This is a genomic window from Advenella sp. S44, from assembly GCF_002810445.1.
Classification (GTDB): domain Bacteria; phylum Pseudomonadota; class Gammaproteobacteria; order Burkholderiales; family Burkholderiaceae_B; genus Advenella.
This window is the reverse complement of the sequence record NZ_NEXS01000003.1, coordinates 1111673-1133757: the sequence shown is the minus strand read 5'-3', so window position 1 is coordinate 1133757 and position 22085 is coordinate 1111673. Positions and strand designations below refer to the sequence as shown.

Here is a 22085-nt window from a genome sequence, read left to right as displayed (position 1 = left end):
TGAGTCATATGCGCGAACATCACGCTTTACTGCTGTTCACGGATTTTAACGTCGAAACCTGTGTGTGCCCGAATGACAGGACCAATCTCACAAATAAACGAAAGCCGACATGACTTGCGCAGTCCCATGCGCCTGTTAGCGCATAATAAGCACAGGCACCGGGCTTGTTCTTAACAGCGTTGTCGTCAGGCTCCCCACAATGAATTCCCGAATCCGGGAATGCCCATAGGCGCCCATGGCCAGCAGATCAATATTATTGGACGAGATATAGTCCACGATGATGGTCTCGGGCTCGCCGGGAGACCGGGCAACGACGGGCGCAAACTGCATGGCAGCAAGCGTTGTGCGTAGCCAGTTCAAATGCTGCTCGGCCTGCTGCGTTTCCTCCGCCACATACAGCACATGACATTTCAGCCCGGCCAGCAGCGGACTGTCGGTCAGGCGCTGGACCATGTTACGCGCCGTGGTACTGCCATCGAACGCAATCAGAAAACTTTCAGGCTTACGGAACGACTCGGAAACGACCAATACCGGCACATCAACCGACCTGACCACCTTTTCCACCTTGTGATCAAAATAGCGATGATGCCCACGCTTGCCTTGACTGTGCTGCCCCAGAATTATCAAGCGCGCCTCATCCTGCAGATCCTGCAGGCTTTCTGCCAACGCACCATGTCGCTGGCGTGTCTCGATCGCTGTCACTCCGCTGGCTGCTGCGCGAGCTCTACCCGCATCCAGAATATGCTTGCCATGCAACTGGGCCAATTTGCTGCGCTGCTCATCAAGCTCGCTCAATTGATCCAACAGTACATCATGCGCATCAAAACCGATAGCGCCGCTCAAGTCGACGATTGACACCCTTTCCTGATGCGTGTCCAACACATGCAAAAAGTCAATCGGGATATTCAGATGCCGCGACGCCCAAACCGCAGAATCACACACGGCAAGCGTATGCGCGGCACCATTGACGCATGCAATAATTTTCTTCATTCGCGGCCCCCTCTATAATGGTTCGCCCGCCCGCCTTGCGCTTCGGGTTTGTTATGAAGCGCAAGGCGATCCACCAGCGTAACGCTGGCCCGATCCAGCCCTTCGATATTAACCTGAGCGCCTTCACGCCTGAACTTGAGTATGGCGGTATCCAGTGCACTAACCGCTGTGACGTCCCAGAATCGCGCAGAACGCAGATCAATGGTAACCTCATCAATCACTTCGCGAAAGCCAAACGTTGAAATGAACGATTCTGCCGACGCAAAAAACACCGGCCGGCGACCCGATAGGTTCTGCAGGCAGCTATGTCGGACTTGATCGAAGTGACACTCAACACCCGCGCCACTTTATGCGACTGGCCCGCCCCGCCTCGGCAACAAAAGACGACTCCCGACACACCAGCAAGCGCGCATGCGATCATTCATGCATCACACAGTACAGTCTGAGGCGAGAAAAAGTCGGACGATTGAGTATACGCCGGCGGGTATGCAGCCATGTGTTACCTGAAATTACGTGCCTGGGGTGCCTTTACCTGACATTTTTTTACCAGGCTTTGCCAATTATCGCCTTTAACTACAAGCCTTAACAGCCAATGCTAACGGCAAACCTTAATATCTCCCCTACTGCCCTTAACGACTGCCCTTAACATCGGTCCCTCATCGTCTTGCCAATGAGGCCCGTCAGCAAATGCAGCCAACTGCGGCTTGCGGTAAACACGTCGTTCCCGCTATTGCCTTTCTTGCTGAACGCTGAAAGCGGAAGCGTTCGTGCGTCTGGCCAGCGCCAGCGTAACAACGGCGAGCAGCAGCGGAATAAAAGACACCCAGAGCACCGTATTCCAGCCATAGGCATTTAGCAAGCCGCCCGATGAAAATGACCCCGCAGCCATCAACCCAAAAACAATAAAGTCATTGAGTGACTGGACGCGAGTTTTCTCCTCTGGCCGGTGACATTCCAGAACCAAAGCAGATGCACCCAAAAACCCGAAGTTCCAGCCCAACCCCAGCAGAATCAGGGCTGCCCAGAAGTGCATAACATCGACACCGCCAAGCCCGACAACCGCTGAAATACCGGTTAGCAGCAAACCCACTGCCGCGACCGAACTGGCCCCAAAGCGGGCAATCAAACTGCCAGTAAAGAAGCTGGGCGCGTACATGGCAATCACATGCCATTGCAGGCCCAGATTGGCAGATGCCTGGGAATGACCGCTGTGATGCATCGCCAGAGGCGCCGATGTCATCAAAAAATTCATCAACATGTAGGCCACTGCGCCGCTGATCGCCGCAGCGATAAACCGAGGCTGCCTCGCAATGACCGATAGCGGCCGGCCTCCAGCCTGCTCTGCCAAGGTAGGCATGGGCAGCTTAACGCCCAGCAACAGCAGCGCAGACAACGCAGCAACCGCCGCCTGCACAAGAAATGTTGCGGCGAATTTATACGGGTCCCATATATCCATGGTCCAGGTCACAAGCTGGGGTCCGATGACCCCGGCAACTACCCCTCCGGCCATAACAAGCGACAGGGCCCGCGCGCGCTTGGCTTTTTCCACGCCGTCTGCAGCAGCGAAACGAAACGACAACACCACGGCCGCGTAACCACCTCCGAAAAACGTAGCCAGGCAAAACAACCAGAACCAGCCTTGAATGACCGCAAGCGTGGCCAGCAGGCCGGTGAGCACTCCAGCACCGGTTCCCGCCATAAAAGCGGCGCGTCGCCCGTAGCACTGGGCGATTTTCCCCATCGGCAGGATACAAGCCGCCATCCCCACCACGAAGATGGAAATCGGCAACGTTGCCAGCACAGGTGTGGGAGCAAGTGCTTCCCCAATGATCGCGCCGGTGGCATACACCACCACTGAATTGGCACCCGCCAAAGCCTGGGCAATGGCCAACCGCCAGATGTTGCCGCGTTGAACGCTTTCTGGAAATACTATAGAAGAATCATTGGAGGCGACGTCGTTGGATTTCATATCAATGGTGTGTCGGTTTCTGAATTGAGTATTCGGTCAAAATCACGACCTGCACCGGAATGGCAGGAATTGCGCGACAACTGACCTGGCAAGCTTACTTATTACAATTGGTAATTAAACTATTATTTATAGTTATTAAGATCTTAACGCCGAAACGCCACAACAGGACAAAAACCGAAACGTAAAATAAAAATTCTTGAGCCTAAAAGGAACCATCCTGCAGCGCAATCGCCGTGCTTAGTAAGCGCCGCGTGGGACCTTGATCAAAGATTCATACGTAGAAAATACACATAAAAATTCTGCTTATCCAGTCCGATAGCAGCCAGCACGATCACGATTTATCGCCCCCTGCATCCGTGCTGGCTTGCCACCGAAAGCGAAGCCGAGCCGGGCGCGCGCCGATACAACCGTCACGATGACAGAAGCGCGCCACGCAATGTCTGTCACGCGAAAGCGCTTTTTGGTAAGAAACCAAGGCATCAGATCAACGAAACAGCGCCTTGGCAAATGAAAAGTGTCACACACCTGCGCCGACCGGGCAAGAAAAAACCCCGCAATTCAATGAATTAACGGGGTGTTTACTTATGCTCACGAGTAAGCATAGAAATCTGGCGGAAGCTGTGAGATTCGAACTCACGGAAGGTTTAACCCTTCGCCGGTTTTCAAGACCGGTGCATTCAACCGCTCTGCCAAGCTTCCTGTTGATGCGAGACCCATCTCTGGTGCACTCGGCCGGAATCGAACCGGCACGGGCGCAATGCCCGAGAGATTTTAAGTCTCTTGTGTCTACCTATTTCACCACGAGTGCGTGAACTGGAGAAACGAGAATATAGCACATCTAATTTACAGGCGTCTACACACCGGCCATAAAATTGTACAAAACGCGTTATAGGATCAGCCGTTAGTGACATCCATGCGACAAACCTTGCCTCGCCTACATGACATGACCGCTGTGACCTCAGGGAGTGTCTACAACGCATACCGCAATGGAAGTGTTAGGCGGGCTATTTCAATCGTTATGAACGCGATCCCTGGACGCCGCCCTTTTTGCTTGCGATTCGTTGCCCATGAAGCAACGCTGATAGAAGCGCGACCTCCTTTCTCTATATTAGAGATTGCAAACGTAGGAGACATTACGATCAATTACTAAATATTCTCCTAAATATCAATAATGTACAAGATATCTGGACTGTTTGTAACAGTACAACACCGCCCCCTTGCATCTGTCGTATTTCAGAAACACATTTGTAACGCAATAAGCGCGATAATCAATGGAACAGTATGTCGATATGCCGTGGTTGAAAATTTTTGGGGTCACTTTAAAATTTTTTGGGCGATCGAAAACAATGAAATCAGAGAAGCAATATTCAATCTGGAGGTCGATATGAGGAAAATATTGGTCGTACTTTTAGTGGCAATCGGCGCCCTTACTGGATGCGTTGGCTATGCGGGCGACGGATACGGACGTTACTCGGATCGTTACGACGGTTATGGTTCACGCAGCGGCTACTATGGAAGTGGCTATAGCGGATACCGTAATGTTGATTACAGACGCAACGATCGTCGCAAGGAAGCACGAAAACACGCGGCGCGTGAGCGAAAGCGTAACGACTGGCGCAACCGACGCGATCATGATCGCAACAACTGGAACAACAGACGGGCCCCAAGCCGCTCTTCCTACACACGGACTCAACGGGGGATGGAAGGCGCCAACCGCAGGTTGGAGCAAATGCGCAACAAACAGCAACGCTAGATGTTGAATGTGTCGATTTTAAGGCACACCCCACTTGCCATTAAACCGGAGTCTATGTTAATATCCTTTTCTTCGCTGATTTAGTGAACACGTCGGGGCATAGCGCAGCCTGGTAGCGCATCTGGTTTGGGACCAGAGGGTCGTAAGTTCGAATCTTACTGTCCCGACCACAAAAATATTAGTGATATCAAACACTTAAGTCGTTTAAAGAGCTCAGTTCTTTAAACGACTTTTTCGTATCTGCGGGACTTTTGCGGGACTCGATTCGCGTACCTGATCAGCGCCTGGCGGATCATCGCATGCAGGTTGACCGTTTTTTCATCCTCACTTGGGCGGGCAATCCTTCCCAACACATCATAAATTTCACGCAGCTGCCCGATCGCATAATAATGCGAATTTCTGTAATTACTGCTGTGCGACAGAATTACATCTGAAGTGCGCTCCCCTACTCCATCCCGGCTAAGTCCCATACCGACGGTATGCCAAAGATCATGGCCATGCAGATCTTCTACGCCAGACTTTCACATCCGTTTTATCTTCGCCTTTCGTTTGGCCAATCAGTAAAAACATTTCCCTTATTCAGGTCTCGCGATGATTCAACAATGGGCTGTGCGACTGAAATACATGCAACAACACGCGCAGATTTGTACCGCATTGCATACACGCTTGGTACAACAAAAACCGGAACCGGCGGATCTGAATGCGGATTGATTTTGAATTCCCACCATACTGGCCCGGTATCGAACCGCCATTCTGTGATAGCCAGTATGGCCATATCATCGCGTGCGTAATAAAACGCTATTCGTGGTTTTTAACAAATATGTTCTGACCGAAGTCTTACTCAGCGAGCTAATCAACTGCTCATGGAAAGCCTATTTCTCAGTATAGCCCAGCCATCATTTCGCCAAATCTATTAATACTTGAGAATGAGTTTTTCTCAGTTCAATATTTCCTATATGGAAAGATAAATTTTCCGTAGGTGGCTTGTGACCCTGTCATTGTTTGCAGACAATAGAAAGTCTATTTCCTCACGACGAAACATTGCCCCATATCCTCAATTCTCAAATCGCGTTAAGGGACTTAACCGAAAATCAAATAAATTCTCATCGGCTTTGCAACACGCTGTTTGAAAATTTTATGACATGGATTAAACAAGATTAAGGCTATGACATTTACGATCGTCAGTCGAGATTTTTAATTTGGAAAAACATAGACGAGAATAATCAAATGAAAGTAAACAGTACTTCCCGGAGACAATTCATCATCAGATCTGCTGGCCTGGCAGCAGTGTGCGCAACCTTCGGCGCACAAGCCGAAACTTATCCTTCACACCCGGTAAGAATGATTGTTGCCTACGCCCCCGGAGGATCCACAGACCTGGTTGCACGACTGGTATCGCAAAATCTGAGTACAAATTTGGGTACGTCGATCGTTGTTGAAAACAAGGCAGGCGGCGGCACGGCGATTGGAACACGAACAGTACAAAATGCCAATCCAGATGGATATGGCTTATTATTTGGAACAAATGCGTTTGTCATACATTCAATGATAACGAAACCAAAGCCTTGGGATCCGTTAGTTGATTTCGAACCTGTTGCGCTAATTACCCAACAAGCGCTCGGATTACTGGTCAGGCCGGGACTGAAAATCAACTCAGTTAAAGATCTGATCGCATATGCAAAAGCCAATCCCGGAAAATTGAACTTTGCTTCGTCAGGAGTAGGATCAAGTCAGCATCTAACTGGAGAAGCATTTCAGGAAGCGGCCGGTATTGAGCTGCTCCATATTCCTTACAAAGGTGCAGGCCCAGCTATACAAGATCTGCTCGGCGGACGAGTGGATATGATGCTCACCTCGTTAGTCGGAATTGGAGAATATATATCTAATAAAAAAATCCTTTTATTGGCAACAACAGGACTTGAGCGCAATCGGGCTACACCGGATACGCCAACGGTTGCGGAAGGCGGATTGCCAGGATTTGAATCAATATCGTGGCAAGGCGTCCTTGCGCCGGCCAAAACACCACCTGCTGTAATAAATAAGCTATACACAGAATTATTAAAACTCGAGAACGCGAAAGATGTGAAGAAAAGCCTGGACGAACAAGGCATGGAACTTAATGTAAAGGGGCCTGACGTGCTTCGCAAAACCCTGCAAAAAGAAATAGATATTTATACAGAACTTCTGAAAAAAAGGTCTGTCATTTGAATAACGAACGATTGAATTTATAAAACGATCATTTGAAAAAAATGGACTTTACAACTTTTTTGTCTCTCAGCCTTGCCAGACCTTATCGTGGAAAGAGGTAACAAAAATCAATGAACAGCAAAATATTTCGAGTTGCATATTTTGAAAGACCGATGCATCAGTCATTTGTCGATAAACTTCAGTCCACAGATGGTATTGAGCTCATTAAGCTGCAATTTTCAGATGGCGCGCAATACAATTGGAAAATACTCGCCAGTTGCCACGGTTATTACGCGCGGGCTGCTCGTGACGAGCTCCCACGTGAATGGCACGTGACCAAAGAGCTACTTGCCAGAATGCCCTCTTTACTTTTAGTAGCAAGCTATGGAGCCGGATATGACACCATAGACGTATCAGCGTGCTCTGCAGCTGATGTCGCAGTCGTTAATCAGGCAGGAGGGAACGCTGAAGGCGTGGCTGAGCACACTTTGGGGATGATGCTCACTTTGCTCAAGCGCATCCCTGAAGGTAATGTTGATCTACGCACCGGTCAAATCCAGCGCCGTGAGCAATACATGGGACGAGAACTAATGGGAAGAACAATTGGTTTAATCGGCCTGGGCCACGTTGGAACGCGCCTTTCAAGCATTCTCCGGACTGCTTTTGACTGCAAGATTCTGGCTTATGATCCCTATCTTGACGTTGAAACATGCATGTCCCGTGGAGCACAAAAAGTCGAACTCGCAACGTTGCTAAGGAAGGCAGATATCGTATCATTGCACTGCCCGTTAACTGAAGAAACCCGCGAAATAATGAACAAAGCGAATTTTTTACAAATGCAAGCCGGGAGTATATTTATTAGTACAGCCAGAGGAAGTATCCATCATGAAGAGGATCTGCTGGAGGCAATCGAGTCGGGCCATATCGCTGGAGCAGGGCTTGATGTATGGGATGTAGAACCGCCTTCGTCAACGCATCCCTTGCTCAAGCATGCTCGCGTAATATCCAGTCCCCATATTGCAGGCGTGACACATGAGAGTCGTCAAAGAGTCGCAAATATGGCTGCTGACAGCTTCATTAGTCTGGCTTTAGGCAAGCTGCCTGAGCGTTTACTAAACCCGGAAATATCTGAACAATTGATGCGACGGGCGGGCAAAGTAATGGAACACATATAGCACAAGGTAACGATCTTGCTGGGCAATTTACGGTTTGCTGGTTCGCCCTTGCGTTAATTGTCCGGCCATTCAGGATGCTGTTGCATCCAACATTTCATGAATTCAAGAAATGCACGGGCGCGTTTGGGGACTGCCCCTAACTTTGAATATATTGCGTGAATATGCAGCATCTCAGGCTGAGCACCGGCTAAAACCATTTCTAACTGATCGTTCTTCAATTCATCTGCAACCATATAAAGTGGATGAATTGAAATCCCCATTCCCTCAACAGCAGCTTGCTTTAATATTTCTCCGATATTGGAGCGCAATGGCCCCTTCACGCGTACAGTGATGAGCCCATCATCACTTTCAAAACGCCAGGTCCCGGCAGAGGACTTATATACGTTAATGAGACAGTCGTGCCGAGCAAGGTCCTGCACACGCGTTATAGGTTCTTTATCGCGCAAATACGACGGTGCAGCGACAATTACTTGCGGAAGCCGTCCTAACATATAAGCGACGTGACTCGCATCAGGCAAGGTCGGACTAATTACAATGCCAAAATCCAACCCTTCGGATACAAATGCATCAATACGTTGCCTTGATAAAATACTAATGTCAATCTTAATGTCAGGGTATTGTTTACAAAACGCTGCCACTATCGGTACGAAACGATAGGCCCCAAAATAGGGAGCAACGCCTACTCTGACCACGCCATCAAGTCCACTAGAAAGACCTTTTACGGCCTGCTTCATATCTTCGATGCCTTGCAATACGTCGTTTGCGCTTTCAATGACTTGCTCGCCCGCAGGGGTCAAGCTCATTTGTTTGGTCGTTCTATTTAACAGACGCGCACCCAATGAGCGCTCAAGCCAACTAACATACTTACTGGCAGCCGCAGGTGAAATATTGAAATGTTCTGAGGCTCGGACAAAGCTCTTACGTCGTGCAACCTCCAAAAAAACACGCATGGCCGTCACTTCGTTCATTGTGTTCATTCCTTAATCGAAATACTTAATTTCCGAATGCTACCTTGCCGCCTATCAAAGCGACCGATAGAATAAATTTTTCACTCAGACGTTGAAAATTTTATCATGTATGTAGCGAATACTAACATCGTACATTTCGTATTTACGCGTGGCATTTGGACGAACCATTAAGAGTACGGATACTAATGAACCGAAATGATTTTCTTAATATTGCAGACTACTGCGAAGCCAGCCGAAGCCGGCTGCCCAAAGGTCTATTTGAATTCGTCCATCGGGGTACAGAAGACGACGTTGCTTTGGAGAACAACCGACGTGCTTACACCTCACTAAAGCTGCTTCCGCGCACATTAATCGACGTCTCAGCTCGTCAGGCAAGCTTGTCATTGTTTGGCAAACCATGGGCGTTTCCCTTTGCTATAGCACCGACTGGAGCCGCAGGGTTAATGTGGTATCAAGGAGAAATCGCATTGGCCCGTGCTGCTGCAAATGCCGGTGTACCTTTCACCGTAGCAACTGGCTCATTGACTTCAATGGAAGATGTCGCAGAAAAAGCTGGGGGCAATCTTTGGTTCCAATTGTACATGTGGCCAGATAAACAGGCCTCCTATGGCTTGGTACACCGGGCGGAAAACGCCGGTTACGAAGCATTAGTCGTAACGGTGGACACGGCAGTCAACTCGAATCGAGAGTACAACGTCAGAAATGGATTTACGGTTCCATTCAGATTTTCCAGGCGCAATGTCATAGATGTAATGAAAAAGCCCGGCTGGCTTTTTAACGTCCTGGCGCGATATATGGCAACAACAGGAATGCCGAAATACGAGAATTATCCGCCTGACATGCGCAACAGTATCGTAGCCAAACCCATGGGTAAGGCAATGAAAAAAACAGATGCCCTTACATGGCGAGACCTACGTGAGCTTCGAAAAATCTGGCCTCGTACTCTTCTGATTAAAGGTGTTCTTTCTCCGGAGGACGCAGTTTTAGCAATTGAGTCTGGCGTTGACGGAATCATTGTGTCCAATCATGGTGGTCGCATGCTGGATTGTTCCGTTGCGCCGCTTTCAGCACTTCCTGCAGTCGTCAATGCGGTCAATGGGCAAGTCCCTGTACTTATTGACGGTCATATTCGACGAGGCAGCGATATTGCCAAGGCACTTGCTCTTGGCGCGTCAGCAGTACTTGCGGGTCGCCCAACATTATACGGGCTTGCTACTTCCGGACAACCTGGAGCAGAACACGTGCTTGCCCTGCTACATGAAGAATTACTTAGAGTCATGGGGCTGCTTGGCCGGCCAAATTTATCCGCTCTGGATAAATCCTGTCTTGCAAGCGCTAGCAATTCAATATTATCGTCATAAGGAGGACTGTATAGTGGATGTTTGTCCAACCGGCTCCACCCTTGGAGCAAGGGTACGAGGAATCGATCTGTCAAATCCATTAAGTGACATGGATTTTTCGCAAATTGTCATGTCCCTGGGACGCTACGGCGTACTGCATTTCCCTCAGCAAAAACTTAATGCTATCGAACTGAAAGCATTTTCTGAGCGATTTGGTGGATTACAAACATCGGTTACTGGAAAGTTCTGTGACCCAAATGTTCCGGAGGTAGGGATTCTTTCGAATATTGTGGAGAATGGCGTGCCGATAGGATTGGCTGACGCTGGCCAGGACTGGCATACTGATATGTCCTATAACGCCACCATTGGATTCGCGAATGTCCTCTATGCTTTAAAAATTCCCCACAGAAACCATCGCGCCCTCGGCTCAACACATTTCGCCAATATGCACGCCGCATATGATGATTTGCCAATAGCATTCGTGCAAAGACTGGCCGATGCGACTGTCACTCATGATTTCAATAAGTTCTGGGAGGAGATGCGGCAACGCTCGGATAGTCCACGGCCGGCGCTCACTGCCGAACAGCGCGCAAAACGCCCCCCGTCCAGGCACCCTTTGTTTCTCACCCACCCGATCACGGGTAAACCGGTGTTATACGCCAATCCTGGTTACGCTGTGCGCATCAACGAGCTTTCTGAAAAAGAGAGTAACGCCATACTCGATTTTCTATTTGAGCATCAACTACAAGCGAAATATCAATATGTACATGACTGGAGCGAAGGCGATGTGCTTATGTGGGACCACATCGGTACGTTGCATAATGCGGTACCAGACTATGAACCGGAAGAGCATCGTCTTATTAAACGTTGCCAGATAAAGGCCGATAAAGTGTTTGACCCGTCCTTTATGACATCTGTAAATAGTCATTTATCCCTCAAGGACGATAAAAAGTGAAATTCGAATCTGATGCCGGCGCAGCAGCCGCTAAAAATATACTTGTTCAGTTTTTCCGATATCTTGACGAGCGCAGATACAGCCAGCTGGCTGACCTTATGACTGACGACGGCAGTTGGGAACGTCAGGGCCGCAACCTGACGAGTAAAAATGAAATTATTGAGGCTCTGGAGAAACGCTCGCACACACTACACATTCATCATTTATTGACGAATCTTTTTTCTGAAATAGTCAATGATGGCATCACCGTGACTTGCTACATGCTGGTCGTTCGTCACGATAGCGGTAAACAAATAACCGGCTCGGCCCCATTGAATGGTGTCGCCAATATTAGAACAACACGTGCGCGGCTTCGTCATACACCAGATGGATGGCGAATTTATCATCTCGCAAGTGATGCACCTTCATTTTCAGCAGTTGATCAATAGAGTGGGGACAGTAACATGCGATGGATAAGATATCGACAGGATGATACGGTTGTCTACGGAATTCTCGAAGGGGAATATGTGAGTGAAATAAGTGGTACGCCCTTCACTCAGCACAAAGTCACAGGCAAAAAATTTCCTCTTGCAAAAGTGAAATTGGAAGTCCCGGTCGTTCCTCAAACATTTTATTGCGTAGGCCTGAACTATGTGGATCATATCAAGGATCCGTCTCGTATTCCTTCCAAGCCGGATATTGGTTATCGCGCCAATAACGCGCTGATTGCCCATAATGTACCCGTTGTGATCCCTTCTGATGCAAGGACAATACATTATGAAGGCGAGCTGGTTGTTGTAATCGGACGTCAGGCAAAAAACATAAGCGAAGAAGATGCGCTACAGTACGTTTTAGGTTACACCATCGGTAACGATGTTAGCGAACGCAATTGGCAGCGAGAGGATCGGACCCTTTGGCGTGCAAAGAATAGCGATACTTTCAAGCCTATGGGCCCCTGGATAGAAACGGAGCTTAATCTTGAAGGCTTAACAACGACGGTAAGAGTAAATGATGTCGTTACCTCTAAATTCGCCACTAACAATATGCTTTTTGGGGTCGCCCAATTTATTAGCGCAATGACGAAATATCTCACTCTTTATCCCGGAGATGTTATCTGGATGGGTACGGATGGCCACTCCCCTGACCTTGCACCCGGTGATGTCGTAGAAGTTGAAATCAGCGGAATTGGAACCTTACGAAATAAATTTAGCCACGATAACGCAAAGCCTCAATAACCAGCGATAACGCCGCTGCCTTTTCGGGTCGATTCGGGTAATACAGATGAAATCCCAGATAACGAGGCCACCAGTCCTCCAACAATCCAGGATATCAACACCGCCTATGCGCGCATGCTCAAAAGCGACGTGACATATCGGTACGTGATTGACCTTGCTTCTCTTAAAAACGGCTAAAGCATGCGTTTGCATAGCGCTCCAATTGAATTGGGCGCTATGGGGACAGACTGATAAAGCGAAAAGCCAGATCAAAAAAGTGGACTTGGCATCGAAGCGTGCGATAGCGTTGCAGCCTCCTCGTCGATGAACTCGCCCAACGAGGCATTCTGGTTCGCGGCCAGGGAAGTAAATCTCGAATACATACCCAGTCAAACCGAAGCAAAACCGTGAGTAATCAATTGCCTTTCGGAGTAAACGCCTCGACAAGCGAAGCTAAACTATCATCCTTTGAAAGCGCGCCCACATCTTTAAGCGCTTGCTCCAGCCAGCCATAGACAAGATTGCCCTTGGCGATATCATCCCTGCGTTTTTGTTCGACCTGGACTTTTTTTCTTGCGCCCGCTAATACGCTGTCAATGTCCTGCCGCGGAACAATCAGCACGCCGTCCAGATCCGCGCACACCAGGTCTCCGGCATTGACGGTGACGCCACCGACCGACACGGGATGTCCGATGCGGCCGGCAAGATTCTTGGTCGGCCCATTGGGATTGCTGGCGCAGGCAAACACCGGAAAATTGCCATCACGCAGTTCGCCACGGTCACGTATGGCGCCATCCAGGACCACGCCCTGCAGGCCCGCTGCTACTGCGTGCATGCACATGAGCTCGCCCATCAGCGCGGTGCGGGTGTCGGCCTGGCCGTCTACGACCAATATATCGCCGGGGCGGGCCAGCACCAGCGCCGCGTGAAGCATCAGGTTATCGCCTGGGCGAACCTCGACCGTGAAAGCCGGACCACACAGTTGCATATGCGGGGCAAGTGGCTGAATACGGCCATCCAGTGCGCCACGTCGCCCGGCTGCATCGGCCATGATAGAGGCGGCAAAGGTTTTGGCTGCTTCAATCTGTTCTGCTGCGGGTCGGTCGAAAGTGGTATTGACCATTGTCATTTGTGTTCTCCTGAAGGTGTGCGGTCAGAAAGCGTCCGAGACGCGAGGGTAAACACACTGGTAGCCTTCTGCATACTTGATTTTCCGGCCACTGTTGCGTGATGCCTGTGCCCCGCGCTGCTGCCCAACACGCGTGTAATATTCCCAAAGGTGCTCCTGCGCGTCCATAGTTTTGAACGCTTCATATTTTTGTTCCCATACAGATGAAATATCCAGGAAAAATTCGGGCTTCCATTCGCATTGTTCTGGTTGGTGAGGTTCAAATAAAAAGACAGGCGGCGCGCCAATAACCGGAACACTCGGATTATGCCCATGCGCTTGCGCAATAACGCGGGCTTCCAGCGTCAGGTGATTAGCAAATGGATGGTCAAAATTATAAGGATCGCGAAATGAGTGTGTCAGCACAAACTCTGGCCTTAGCGTCCGATAACGGTCGGCGATACCCATGAGTATCTCGTCGCTGACCCGAAGTGGATAGTCGCCGCAATCCAGAAATTCGATCGAGGCGCCCAAAATACTGGCAGCGCTCTGCGCTTCGGCGCGACGTGCCTGCTTGACCGCTTCGAGCGTGATGGTTGGGTCCTTCCACATTTTTGCCGACTCTCCACGTTCACCGAATGACAGGCATAAAATATGGACGTTCCAACCCCGGCTGGCATAAAGGGCGACGGCACCGCCTGCGCGCCACACGAAATCGGCGGCATGGGCGCTGATGACCAATGCGGTTTTCTGTTGCATATCTTGTTTCCGTAAAATGCGTTGTAAGTTAAAAATATGCCGAAGATAATCAATCGACTTTGATATTCGCGCTTTTGACCAGTTCAGCCATGGATGCGGCGTCCTTTTTCAGGAAATTGGCAAATTGCGCAGGCGTGCCGCCTGCGGGTGTCGCACCAAGTTTGGCCAGACTCTGAATAATTTCCTCTTTCTTCAATGCATTATTCAGCGCACCATTCAGTTTCTGTATTGCCCCATCGGGCGTGCCGGTTGGAGCGACCAGCCCCCACCATACGGTTGCATTGGCTCCATGTACGCCGGCTTTTTCAGCAGTGGTCAGCTCAGGCAGCAAGACGGTAGGTTTGTCGTTCAGCACTGCAAGCGCTTGCAACGCACCGGATTTGATATGAGAAATCACTTCCAGCGGATTGATTGCCATGAACGAAAGACGTCCACCCAGCAGGTCGGTAATGGCCTGAGATCCGCCTTTATATGGAACATGCAACGCCTGAAACCCGCCCTTGCGCAATAGCAATTCACTTGCCATATGACCCGAACTGCCGGTGCCAGCTGTACCGAAAGACAGTTCCCCGCTATGCTGCTTGCCATATTTCACCAGCTCGCCCAGGGTTTTGAATGGCGCGTCCTTGGTAACGACAACAATCAACGACGCATCGCCGATTTTTCCGATTGGTGCGAAAGCGGCTGCGGGGTCAAAGCCCAGATTCGAGTACAGGGCTTTATTCGTGGTCAGGGTATTGGAAGCCATGTACAGGGTGTAGCCATCCGGCTTGGCCCGGGCTGCGTAGCCCATGCCAATATTCGTGCCGCCGCCCGGGCGATTGTCGACAATGATGGGGTGTTTTAGCTCATCGGACATGGCCTTGGTCACAATACGAGTGACAATATCAACGCCGCCTCCTGGCGAATAAGGCACCACGATTGTGATGGGCTTTTCTGGGTACTCGGCAGCGGCTATGGCGCTTGTCATGGCGGTCATACAGAACACGGTGGCAACCGTAAGCGACATGCGCTTGCTCAGATTAGGGATATTCATATTGGGTCTCCTGATTTTTAATGTAGTCGCTTGTCTCAATGACGATGGATCGAGCAATCGACATTGTCCGGCAGTTGACTTATATGGTCTAATACTATTTAAATCTCATATTTATATGTTTTTCGAATAACATGGATTTCAGGCAGCTTAATTACTTCGTGGCAGTGGCTCAGACGCTCAGCTTTAGCAAAGCTGCACAGCGTCTGCATATTAGCCAGCCCCCGCTGAGCCAGCAGATCAAGTTGCTGGAACAAGATCTGAATGTGCAGCTGTTTGAGCGCACCCGCCGTTCGGTTGCTCTAACCCATGCAGGCCGGCTTTTTTATCGCGAGGCAATGGCCATCCTGGAACGCTATGCCGGCGCCAAAGCGCTATGTGCCTGGACGCTGGACGGCAAGGTTGGAAAATTGCGGTTGGCATTTACGGCTTCGGTGCCGCTGTTTGAACACTTCCCTAAACTGATCCAGGGGTTCACGAATCTTTACCCGGGAATTGAAATTGATCTTCGGCATATGTCTACAGGGGAACAGATCATTGCGCTGAACGACAATGAAATTGATATCGGTTTTTTGCGACCAGCGCTCAATTTTCAGCCGCCACGCAGTATTCAGACCATGGATTTATGGCAGGACGAACTCGTTCTGGTAACGGCTCAGCAGCAACACGTGCCTGTTAATGACCCCGTACATATCGACAGTCTGGCCCACGAGAATTTTATTTTATTTCCCAGTGCGCTCGGTTGTGGTCTGTTCGAACATATTTCCAGCATCGCCACTGCAGCAGGATTTGTTCCAAAGATTGTGCAACAAGTGCGGGAAAACAGCACAACGCTGGCGCTGGTCGCTGCCGGATTGGGTATATCCATCGTGCCCAGTATCTACAGAAATAGCAGCCCGCCGGGTGTAGCATTTCGCAGTATTGCCGGTGCGCAAGTCAACTCACGGATTGTAATGGCCACCGCCGTCAACAGAAACATCCCTTCTCTGGAATTGTTCCGGGAGTATTGTATTGATAGCCATCACGCGCAAATGACTAAACCTATTCGTTCATGACTCAACAGTGGGCTATACCGCATGCAGTGCAGGCATGATCCATGTGTCTTTATTGGCTGTTGGGCGCAAGAGTCCCGCGTAAACCAGCGCGTTCAATGGCCTTGGCTATCCGCCCATCACCCTGCGCATCGTTAACAAATTTTTGCAGCGCCGGCAGCCCTTGGCGCCGACCCTTTGGTATGCCTGCGGCAAAATGTTCCATGTCCCAATGGCCTGGCAATATTCTGGCACCCGGTATAGCATCTGACATTTCATAAAGTATGGCGTTGTTCGTGGCAAATGCGTCTATGTCGTAATTTTTCAGCATATCTGAGGCAATTTTTAATGTGCCTATTTCCCGGATCTGTAGTTTTGGGAAAAGGTCGGTTAGAGTTTTTGCCGTGCTACTGCCTTTGCTTACACCGACCACCGCGTCTGAACGGGTAATGTCTTCGAGGGATTTAAAATCAGAATCTGGTCCTACCAGGAAACTTTTTTCAACGTCCATAATGGTTGGCGAAAAGTCCATAATCTTTTTTCGAGCTGCCGTTGCGTTGGTGACACTGAAATCAACCTCCCCTTTCTTAAGTGCGTCAAGCAGCCCCGCATTATTGGGAAAGATAACAGCACGAAATGGTACGCCCAGGTCTGCAGCAAACTGTTTCCCCAAATCGTGGCCTACCCCCCTGTTTTCTTCGGTCGTCGCGCCTTCAATGATAGAACTAGGGCTACCGCGATAGACGCCAACCAGAAGAGTACCGGAAGGCGCAATAACGCTTTGGGTTGCCGTATGCGCATCGGCCAACACAATGCCAGCATTTAAAAACAAATGGATTCCGAGGAACCAGAGTGCGCCTTTTCTTAAAAATTTATACATATTTGTCTCACAGTAATTAATGGGTGTTGCCGTTGACGATTGACCAACTTTGAACAGCCGAAGTCGCGCATTTGGCTGCAACTGCCCATAGTCTCAGTATTTTTTTTATTTGTAAAATTCGAAAATAATATATCTGTGATATGAATTCATGACTCCATAAGGGATATTTGGGATTCTCCGTGTCAAAACAATAAATTTCGATGAATGCCGATCAATCCCGGGCAGCCTTCAAGTGAGCGTGCAAAACCTGAAAATCGCTAAACCATGTTGGATCCGGCCGTAACGGCTAAGCGGTATGCAAAAAACTGACATGCGACTGCATAAAATTCGTTTGCAGGCTGCGCCCGTGCTCCTTACCATAGCAACTAGTCAACAATAGCCCATGGTATATGGAAATCAGCGCGTTATTAAAACGTAGCCGTTTACTGGAGAACCGAAGACCGATGCGCAATCAAAATGATATACCCAGCCGGATCACGTCGACCTTTCCTAAATTAGCCGTAGCCTGCATTCTGGCTGTTCACGCAGGTACCGTTCTTGGTCAGGACTATCCAAGCAAACCCATCCGATTGGTGTCGGCACATGCGGCTGGCGGGGCTGCCGATACCCTCTCGCGTATCGTGGCCGAGCAGCTGGCCACCAAGCTGGGGCAGCCGATCGTCGTGGAAAATCGTCCAGGCGCCAGTACGGCGCTCGCCGCCGAGGCTGTCGCCCGAGCACCGGCTGACGGGTACACGATACTGATGGCAACGGTAACCACCTTGTCGATCAATCCGACCATTATGCCGACAATCCACTATGATCCGGTCAAGGATTTCGCGCCGATTACCGTTGTCGCATCGACACCCTTCTTTCTTGGCACGAATATGGATTTGCCTGTTACTTCAGTACAAGATCTTATCAAGCTGGCAAAACAGAAGCCTGGCAAACTGAACTATGGATCCTCGGGAAACGGCACGTCGTCGCATCTGGCCGGGGAGCTTTTTAATGATATGGCCAAGATCGATATGCTACAGATTCCATATAAAGCAACATCAGCGCGCAACACCGATCTATCCTCTGGCATTATCCAAGTGGTTTTCGGTAATGATTTGCTGCCCTTTTCCGAAACAGGAAAGGTTCGTATTCTTGGCGTGACATCGAACCAACGCCTTTCCGGCCACCCGGAAATACCGACAGTCGCAGAGGCCGGCAACCTTCCCGGCTATGAGGCATCAGTATGGTATGGGCTTGTCGCACCAGCTGGAACCCCGAAACCGATCATAAACCGCTTGAGCTCGACAATACACAACATTGTGATCGACCCCAAAGTGAAAAAGAAGATCATGGCATCCATTGGCGGTGAAGCGATCGGCAGTACCCCGCAAGCGTTTTCCGATCTGATTAAATCCGATATGAAAAAATGGGGCGACGTCATTAAACGTGCCGGCTTAGCGAAGTCTCAATAACCAGAAAAACCCATATGTATGACTTACGCTTGAGTATTGCACATGGCATGTGACTGTCTTGAACAAAGCCTGCATCCCTGGAAGAAGGATGCAGGCTTTGTTCATTTTTCAAGTGGCTTTGCCTATTCCTGATACGGAACGGCTTGTCTGGCAGCCGCCCATATCGCTTTTCCGGACGGATTTTCAAGCTCTTCAAGATAATGGCCGACTAGCCCGGCTGCTCGCGACACAACGGAATACCCTCTTATGGCGTCAACCGGAATATCAATCTCCAATAATAGTGCGGCGATAGCTCCTGTGGCGTTAATCGTGATATGCCGACCGTATTGTCGGTCCACCTCGCTACCCAGGTGCTTAACCAATCGCACATACCGGTCAGCACAACCCAGTTCAGACGCGATCGTAAACAGCTTGAGCGAACGGGGATCATCAGGCTTGTGCGTCGCATGCCCGAAACCGGGTAGCACTAGCTTATCCTGCCTATACCGGCCTACGATGTCGTGTAATACCGCATCCAGGTTTTCCCCGCTTTTCTCTCGCTGTTCAATCTGTAGCAATAGCGTCGCACATTGCTCTGTGGTGCCGGCGTAAACGCTACCGATAGCCAGCAAGCCGGAAGCCACGGCAACCTGCGGCTCCTGGGGAACGCTCATGGTCATGAGTCGGGTAATCACCGCAGAAGGCGTCAGGCCATGTTCCATTAGTGTGACCAGACACGCGTCCAGAACGGCGCATTGACGTTCAGTAGGCATACGGCCGCAAGTCAGAAAATACAGCATCTGCGTGAAACTGGCGGCGCCCATCAAGTCGTTAACCAGATCGCGGCCTCGCACCCTGACGTCTTTGGGAGACGAGGCGCCCGTGCGAGTGTACGGCTGCTTGGCGGATGTGTGCATGATTGTGATTCAGGCAAGACCAACCGAACCGACAAGCGTCGTCTCAAATTGCGACTTGCAGTGCACTTGATTGTCCGCAGTGATCGTGGTCACCAACTCATCACCCGGACATACGCCTCTGACATACTTTACGGTGAGCCTGCCCCGATAGTGCCAGTCACGGCCGAATTTTTTCGCGGCAAGATCGCAAACATACGCGGTATACATCAGGCCATGCCCCAGCGTTCCACGAAATCCTCGCTCCTTGGCATAGGCATCGTCGTAATGCAAAATATCATTATCACCATTGAGAATGCCATAGTTGTCAAACAGTGCCTGCGTCTGTTTGACGGTTTTTTGCAGTTCTTGATTACTCATTTTCAGTCACCTTAAAGCGGTTAAATAGTATTGACATCCGGTTTGATTAATTGGGGAAAGCTGACGTGTGGTTTACCGCTACCAACAGCACGCCATCGGGCGTCTTGAACTGAACATCGTACTTGATATACTTGAGCCCTTTACGTTCGTACTTGTCGGTAACGCGTCCCATTCCTACGACCTCAGTATCCTCGTCGGCCCACACGGGATGATGAAACTCAATCGTATTTCCAATCATGATCCCGCCTTGTTGCGGCGGATACTTCCGATACATTACCGCCATCATGTATACCAGCACGACATTCGGTGGCGCCGCCTGCCTGCCATCAATCACATAGTTTTCCCTATCCGCATTCACAACGGATATATATTCCTGCACAATATCCTGCGTGATAGTAAAGGGCAGCGCATCAAACTCCTGTCCTATTACCCAATCGTTGTACAACGCGGCAGGCAGCTCCCCTTCCCTTGGTTTCACATCACTCGGTCTGGTCATTCACTTCTCCTTGAAAAATAACATTGGCTTGTATCAGTTGATCAATTTGGCCGGCTTCATACCTGCAAACCTGCGACAGAATTTTGCGCGTATGCTCGCCAAACGCCGGGGGATAGGAAGCGGGTTCCGACCCGTCGAATTTAAAAGGGTTGCCAAGAAAGCGAAGCATGGCCTGCGTCCTGGGATGTGTCAGCTCTTCGACCATGTTGCGTTCATGCGCCAAGTGCTGGGAGGTCGCCTGCTCTATATTGTTTACAAGCGCCGCCGGGACTCTCTGTTCAAATAAATGTTCTGCCCAGTCAGACGCCTTTTTCGATTGAAAGACCTCGTTCAACTCTTGTGTCAGGCTTTCCACATTCTCGATGCGGCGAACCGGATGATCAAATCGGGGGTCAATGGCAAGGTCCGGACGTCCAATCGTCTCGCAGAACCTCTCCCAAAACGCCTGGCCCGTTGGAGACAGGGCAATAAATTGCTCATCGGCGCAAGGATAAATATCACTGGGTGCAATAACGGAATGACGAGCGCCATTGGCCGTTGGAATCACGCCTGAAATAAAATAGTTCTGTGCCTGCCAAGTGAGCATGGCAAGCTGGCAATCGAGCAAAGACACTTGCAGAAGGTCGCCGTGACCGGATTTCAATGCCTTTAGCATGAGAGCCACACAACCGAGAGCCAGATACAAACCTCCGGTCAGATCGGCGGCCTGATAGCCGAGCCGAACAGGTTCGGCGTCCTTGTTGCCCGTAATGCTCATGACGCCGCTCATGGCTTGCACGACAAGGTCAAAAGCGGGCGCCTTCGCATAAGGACCTTTGTCGTGCAAGCCGATCAATTGGCCGATCGCAAGTTTGGGATTGACGGCCAGCAAGGATTCTTTATCCAGACCCAGACGTTTTGGCACATCAGGCGCAAAGCCGTAAATAATGGCATCGGACTGCCGCACTAAATCATATAAAACTTCGCGGCCTTGTTCGGATTTCAAATCCAATGCAATACTTGATTTGCCGCGATTTACCGAAAGAAAAAAACCGGAATCTCCTTCAAAGACCGTCGAGTGACTGGACACTCTGCGTGACAGGTCGCCCTCCAACGGTTCTACCTTTATCACTTGCGCGCCAAGCTGGGCGAGCAACTGACTGGCAAACGGCCCGCCCAGTACCCAGGTCAGATCTAGCACTCGAAAATCACTTAGCATATTAGCTCCGGACATGTTAGTTTTTTTACGGCATACAACTTATGATGTGTCGTTATGATGCACCCGACAGCAGCCGATCGTAAACCGACTAAAAATCGACAGATGTGCATTAATCTCACAACATAGGTGGCTTGCCTGCTGTAGCCAGGTGGCACTCTAACGCCGAATAAGCACCGACGCGTTGGCGCATGAGGGTGCGTATGTTTGCTTGCCAAAGCCGCTTGTATAACCCTGACAAGAATTGGGATGGGAGCGGCTGATTGGTTTACCAGCAGTCCCTTGATAAAGGTCGTTGATGAACGTTGCGCCCCGCCCGAGGGTCAACGATGCGGAGCCCGGTACGGGATAT

20 protein-coding genes, 3 tRNA genes and 1 pseudogene are annotated in these 22085 nt (G+C 50.1%); 10 read left to right on the top strand and 14 right to left on the bottom strand.

Annotation, left to right across the window (positions count from 1 at the left end; genetic code table 11):
• Nucleotides 1-135: 135 nt before the first annotated feature.
• The 5 genes and pseudogenes from CAP48_RS09290 to CAP48_RS09270 all read right to left on the bottom strand — a co-directional run bounded on the left by CAP48_RS09290 (nt 136) and on the right by CAP48_RS09270 (nt 3767).
• The gene (locus CAP48_RS09290; protein ID WP_100695801.1) at nt 136-990 is read right to left on the bottom strand and encodes a universal stress protein; all 855 of its coding nucleotides are present in this window, start codon (nt 988-990) and stop codon (nt 136-138) included.
• Nucleotides 987-1345 (bottom strand): annotated as a pseudogene (locus CAP48_RS09285) (STAS domain-containing protein); the annotation flags it as partial. The pseudogene CAP48_RS09285 and the gene CAP48_RS09290, both read right to left, overlap by 4 nt.
• A gap of 372 nt (nt 1346-1717) precedes the next feature.
• A complete protein-coding gene (locus CAP48_RS09280) occupies nt 1718-2959 on the bottom strand; it encodes an MFS transporter (protein ID WP_100695799.1) in 1242 nt (413 codons plus the stop codon).
• Nucleotides 2960-3568: 609 nt separating this feature from the next.
• Nucleotides 3569-3658: transfer RNA gene (locus tag CAP48_RS09275), tRNA-Ser, on the bottom strand.
• A gap of 21 nt (nt 3659-3679) precedes the next feature.
• Nucleotides 3680-3767, bottom strand: a tRNA-Leu gene (locus tag CAP48_RS09270).
• Between the two features lie 576 nt (nt 3768-4343).
• Between CAP48_RS09270 and CAP48_RS09265 the strand changes: the two genes are divergently transcribed.
• The 4 genes from CAP48_RS09265 (at nt 4344) to CAP48_RS09240 (ending at nt 8074) form a co-directional block, all read left to right on the top strand.
• Complete coding sequence (locus CAP48_RS09265; RefSeq protein WP_153045672.1) at nt 4344-4712, top strand: hypothetical protein; 369 nt, start codon at nt 4344-4346, stop codon at nt 4710-4712.
• A gap of 93 nt (nt 4713-4805) precedes the next feature.
• Nucleotides 4806-4882 (top strand) — tRNA-Pro (locus CAP48_RS09260).
• A gap of 1057 nt (nt 4883-5939) precedes the next feature.
• The gene (locus CAP48_RS09245; RefSeq protein ID WP_100695791.1) at nt 5940-6920 is read left to right on the top strand and encodes a tripartite tricarboxylate transporter substrate binding protein; all 981 of its coding nucleotides are present in this window, start codon (nt 5940-5942) and stop codon (nt 6918-6920) included.
• Nucleotides 6921-7030: 110 nt separating this feature from the next.
• Nucleotides 7031-8074, top strand: a complete 1044-nt coding sequence (locus CAP48_RS09240; protein ID WP_100695789.1) for a D-isomer specific 2-hydroxyacid dehydrogenase family protein — start codon at nt 7031-7033, stop codon at nt 8072-8074.
• 53 nt (nt 8075-8127) lie between these two features.
• On the opposite strand, the gene CAP48_RS09235 is transcribed toward CAP48_RS09240, so the two are convergent.
• On the bottom strand, nt 8128-9042 hold the full coding sequence (locus CAP48_RS09235; protein ID WP_161495226.1) for a LysR family transcriptional regulator: 915 nt from the start codon (nt 9040-9042) through the stop codon (nt 8128-8130).
• A gap of 185 nt (nt 9043-9227) precedes the next feature.
• Here CAP48_RS09235 and CAP48_RS09230 point away from each other — a divergent pair, with 185 nt between their 5' ends.
• Genes CAP48_RS09230 through CAP48_RS09215 form a run of 4 tightly spaced genes read left to right on the top strand, consistent with a single transcriptional unit; the run spans nt 9228 to nt 12551 of the window.
• Nucleotides 9228-10403, top strand: coding sequence for an alpha-hydroxy acid oxidase (locus tag CAP48_RS09230; RefSeq protein WP_100695785.1), 1176 nt, complete (start codon nt 9228-9230; stop codon nt 10401-10403).
• On the top strand, nt 10369-11337 hold the full coding sequence (locus tag CAP48_RS09225) for a TauD/TfdA family dioxygenase (protein ID WP_242444374.1): 969 nt from the start codon (nt 10369-10371) through the stop codon (nt 11335-11337). The genes CAP48_RS09230 and CAP48_RS09225 overlap by 35 nt, the downstream gene beginning before the upstream one ends.
• Nucleotides 11334-11765, top strand: coding sequence for a nuclear transport factor 2 family protein (locus CAP48_RS09220; protein ID WP_100695781.1), 432 nt, complete (start codon nt 11334-11336; stop codon nt 11763-11765). Before CAP48_RS09225 ends, CAP48_RS09220 begins: the two co-directional genes overlap by 4 nt.
• A gap of 15 nt (nt 11766-11780) precedes the next feature.
• On the top strand, nt 11781-12551 hold the full coding sequence (locus tag CAP48_RS09215; protein WP_100695779.1) for a fumarylacetoacetate hydrolase family protein: 771 nt from the start codon (nt 11781-11783) through the stop codon (nt 12549-12551).
• A gap of 394 nt (nt 12552-12945) precedes the next feature.
• On the opposite strand, the gene CAP48_RS09210 is transcribed toward CAP48_RS09215, so the two are convergent.
• Genes CAP48_RS09210 through CAP48_RS09200 form a run of 3 tightly spaced genes read right to left on the bottom strand, consistent with a single transcriptional unit; the run spans nt 12946 to nt 15433 of the window.
• Entirely contained in the window at nt 12946-13659 is a 714-nt protein-coding gene (locus CAP48_RS09210; RefSeq protein ID WP_100695777.1) for an RraA family protein, read from the bottom strand.
• 24 nt (nt 13660-13683) lie between these two features.
• A complete protein-coding gene (locus tag CAP48_RS09205) occupies nt 13684-14397 on the bottom strand; it encodes a PIG-L deacetylase family protein (RefSeq protein WP_100695775.1) in 714 nt (237 codons plus the stop codon).
• 49 nt (nt 14398-14446) lie between these two features.
• Nucleotides 14447-15433: a tripartite tricarboxylate transporter substrate binding protein gene (locus tag CAP48_RS09200; protein ID WP_242444373.1), complete on the bottom strand. Its 987-nt coding sequence runs from the start codon at nt 15431-15433 to the stop codon at nt 14447-14449.
• Between the two features lie 131 nt (nt 15434-15564).
• Between CAP48_RS09200 and CAP48_RS09195 the strand changes: the two genes are divergently transcribed.
• Nucleotides 15565-16485 carry a LysR family transcriptional regulator gene (locus CAP48_RS09195; RefSeq protein ID WP_100695773.1) on the top strand — a complete coding sequence of 307 codons (921 nt, stop codon included), beginning with the start codon at nt 15565-15567 and terminating at the stop codon, nt 16483-16485.
• A 49-nt stretch (nt 16486-16534) separates the two neighbouring features.
• Here the strand turns inward: CAP48_RS09195 and CAP48_RS09190 are convergent, their stop codons facing one another.
• Nucleotides 16535-17341, bottom strand: a complete 807-nt coding sequence (locus CAP48_RS09190; RefSeq protein ID WP_100695771.1) for a transporter substrate-binding domain-containing protein — start codon at nt 17339-17341, stop codon at nt 16535-16537.
• A gap of 389 nt (nt 17342-17730) precedes the next feature.
• Here CAP48_RS09190 and CAP48_RS09185 point away from each other — a divergent pair, with 389 nt between their 5' ends.
• A complete protein-coding gene (locus CAP48_RS09185; protein ID WP_100695769.1) occupies nt 17731-18789 on the top strand; it encodes a tripartite tricarboxylate transporter substrate binding protein in 1059 nt (352 codons plus the stop codon).
• Nucleotides 18790-18911: 122 nt separating this feature from the next.
• Here the strand turns inward: CAP48_RS09185 and CAP48_RS09180 are convergent, their stop codons facing one another.
• Genes CAP48_RS09180 through CAP48_RS09165 form a run of 4 tightly spaced genes read right to left on the bottom strand, consistent with a single transcriptional unit; the run spans nt 18912 to nt 21736 of the window.
• The gene (locus CAP48_RS09180) at nt 18912-19685 is read right to left on the bottom strand and encodes a citryl-CoA lyase (RefSeq protein ID WP_100695767.1); all 774 of its coding nucleotides are present in this window, start codon (nt 19683-19685) and stop codon (nt 18912-18914) included.
• A gap of 9 nt (nt 19686-19694) precedes the next feature.
• Complete coding sequence (locus CAP48_RS09175; protein WP_100695765.1) at nt 19695-20042, bottom strand: MaoC family dehydratase; 348 nt, start codon at nt 20040-20042, stop codon at nt 19695-19697.
• A 46-nt stretch (nt 20043-20088) separates the two neighbouring features.
• Nucleotides 20089-20538, bottom strand: coding sequence for a hypothetical protein (locus CAP48_RS09170; protein WP_100695763.1), 450 nt, complete (start codon nt 20536-20538; stop codon nt 20089-20091).
• Complete coding sequence (locus tag CAP48_RS09165; RefSeq protein WP_100695761.1) at nt 20522-21736, bottom strand: CaiB/BaiF CoA-transferase family protein; 1215 nt, start codon at nt 21734-21736, stop codon at nt 20522-20524. Before CAP48_RS09165 ends, CAP48_RS09170 begins: the two co-directional genes overlap by 17 nt.
• Nucleotides 21737-22085 lie beyond the last annotated feature (349 nt).

What these genes read in the sequence shown, in the direction of transcription:
- CAP48_RS09170 (WP_100695763.1), bottom strand. Translation starts at nt 20,538, where the DNA reads ATGACCAGACCGAGTGATGTGAAACCAAGGGAAGGGGAGCTGCCTGCC.
- CAP48_RS09195 (WP_100695773.1), top strand. Translation starts at nt 15,565, where the DNA reads ATGGATTTCAGGCAGCTTAATTACTTCGTGGCAGTGGCTCAGACGCTC.
- CAP48_RS09205 (WP_100695775.1), bottom strand. Translation starts at nt 14,397, where the DNA reads ATGCAACAGAAAACCGCATTGGTCATCAGCGCCCATGCCGCCGATTTC.
- CAP48_RS09265 (WP_153045672.1), top strand. Translation starts at nt 4,344, where the DNA reads ATGAGGAAAATATTGGTCGTACTTTTAGTGGCAATCGGCGCCCTTACT.
- CAP48_RS09235 (WP_161495226.1), bottom strand. Translation starts at nt 9,042, where the DNA reads ATGAACGAAGTGACGGCCATGCGTGTTTTTTTGGAGGTTGCACGACGT.
- CAP48_RS09280 (WP_100695799.1), bottom strand. Translation starts at nt 2,959, where the DNA reads ATGAAATCCAACGACGTCGCCTCCAATGATTCTTCTATAGTATTTCCA.
- CAP48_RS09240 (WP_100695789.1), top strand. Translation starts at nt 7,031, where the DNA reads ATGAACAGCAAAATATTTCGAGTTGCATATTTTGAAAGACCGATGCAT.
- CAP48_RS09175 (WP_100695765.1), bottom strand. Translation starts at nt 20,042, where the DNA reads ATGAGTAATCAAGAACTGCAAAAAACCGTCAAACAGACGCAGGCACTG.
- CAP48_RS09230 (WP_100695785.1), top strand. Translation starts at nt 9,228, where the DNA reads ATGAACCGAAATGATTTTCTTAATATTGCAGACTACTGCGAAGCCAGC.
- CAP48_RS09215 (WP_100695779.1), top strand. Translation starts at nt 11,781, where the DNA reads ATGCGATGGATAAGATATCGACAGGATGATACGGTTGTCTACGGAATT.
- CAP48_RS09200 (WP_242444373.1), bottom strand. Translation starts at nt 15,433, where the DNA reads ATGAATATCCCTAATCTGAGCAAGCGCATGTCGCTTACGGTTGCCACC.
- CAP48_RS09210 (WP_100695777.1), bottom strand. Translation starts at nt 13,659, where the DNA reads ATGACAATGGTCAATACCACTTTCGACCGACCCGCAGCAGAACAGATT.
- CAP48_RS09245 (WP_100695791.1), top strand. Translation starts at nt 5,940, where the DNA reads ATGAAAGTAAACAGTACTTCCCGGAGACAATTCATCATCAGATCTGCT.
- CAP48_RS09190 (WP_100695771.1), bottom strand. Translation starts at nt 17,341, where the DNA reads ATGTATAAATTTTTAAGAAAAGGCGCACTCTGGTTCCTCGGAATCCAT.
- CAP48_RS09185 (WP_100695769.1), top strand. Translation starts at nt 17,731, where the DNA reads ATGGAAATCAGCGCGTTATTAAAACGTAGCCGTTTACTGGAGAACCGA.
- CAP48_RS09165 (WP_100695761.1), bottom strand. Translation starts at nt 21,736, where the DNA reads ATGCTAAGTGATTTTCGAGTGCTAGATCTGACCTGGGTACTGGGCGGG.
- CAP48_RS09180 (WP_100695767.1), bottom strand. Translation starts at nt 19,685, where the DNA reads ATGCACACATCCGCCAAGCAGCCGTACACTCGCACGGGCGCCTCGTCT.
- CAP48_RS09290 (WP_100695801.1), bottom strand. Translation starts at nt 990, where the DNA reads ATGAAGAAAATTATTGCATGCGTCAATGGTGCCGCGCATACGCTTGCC.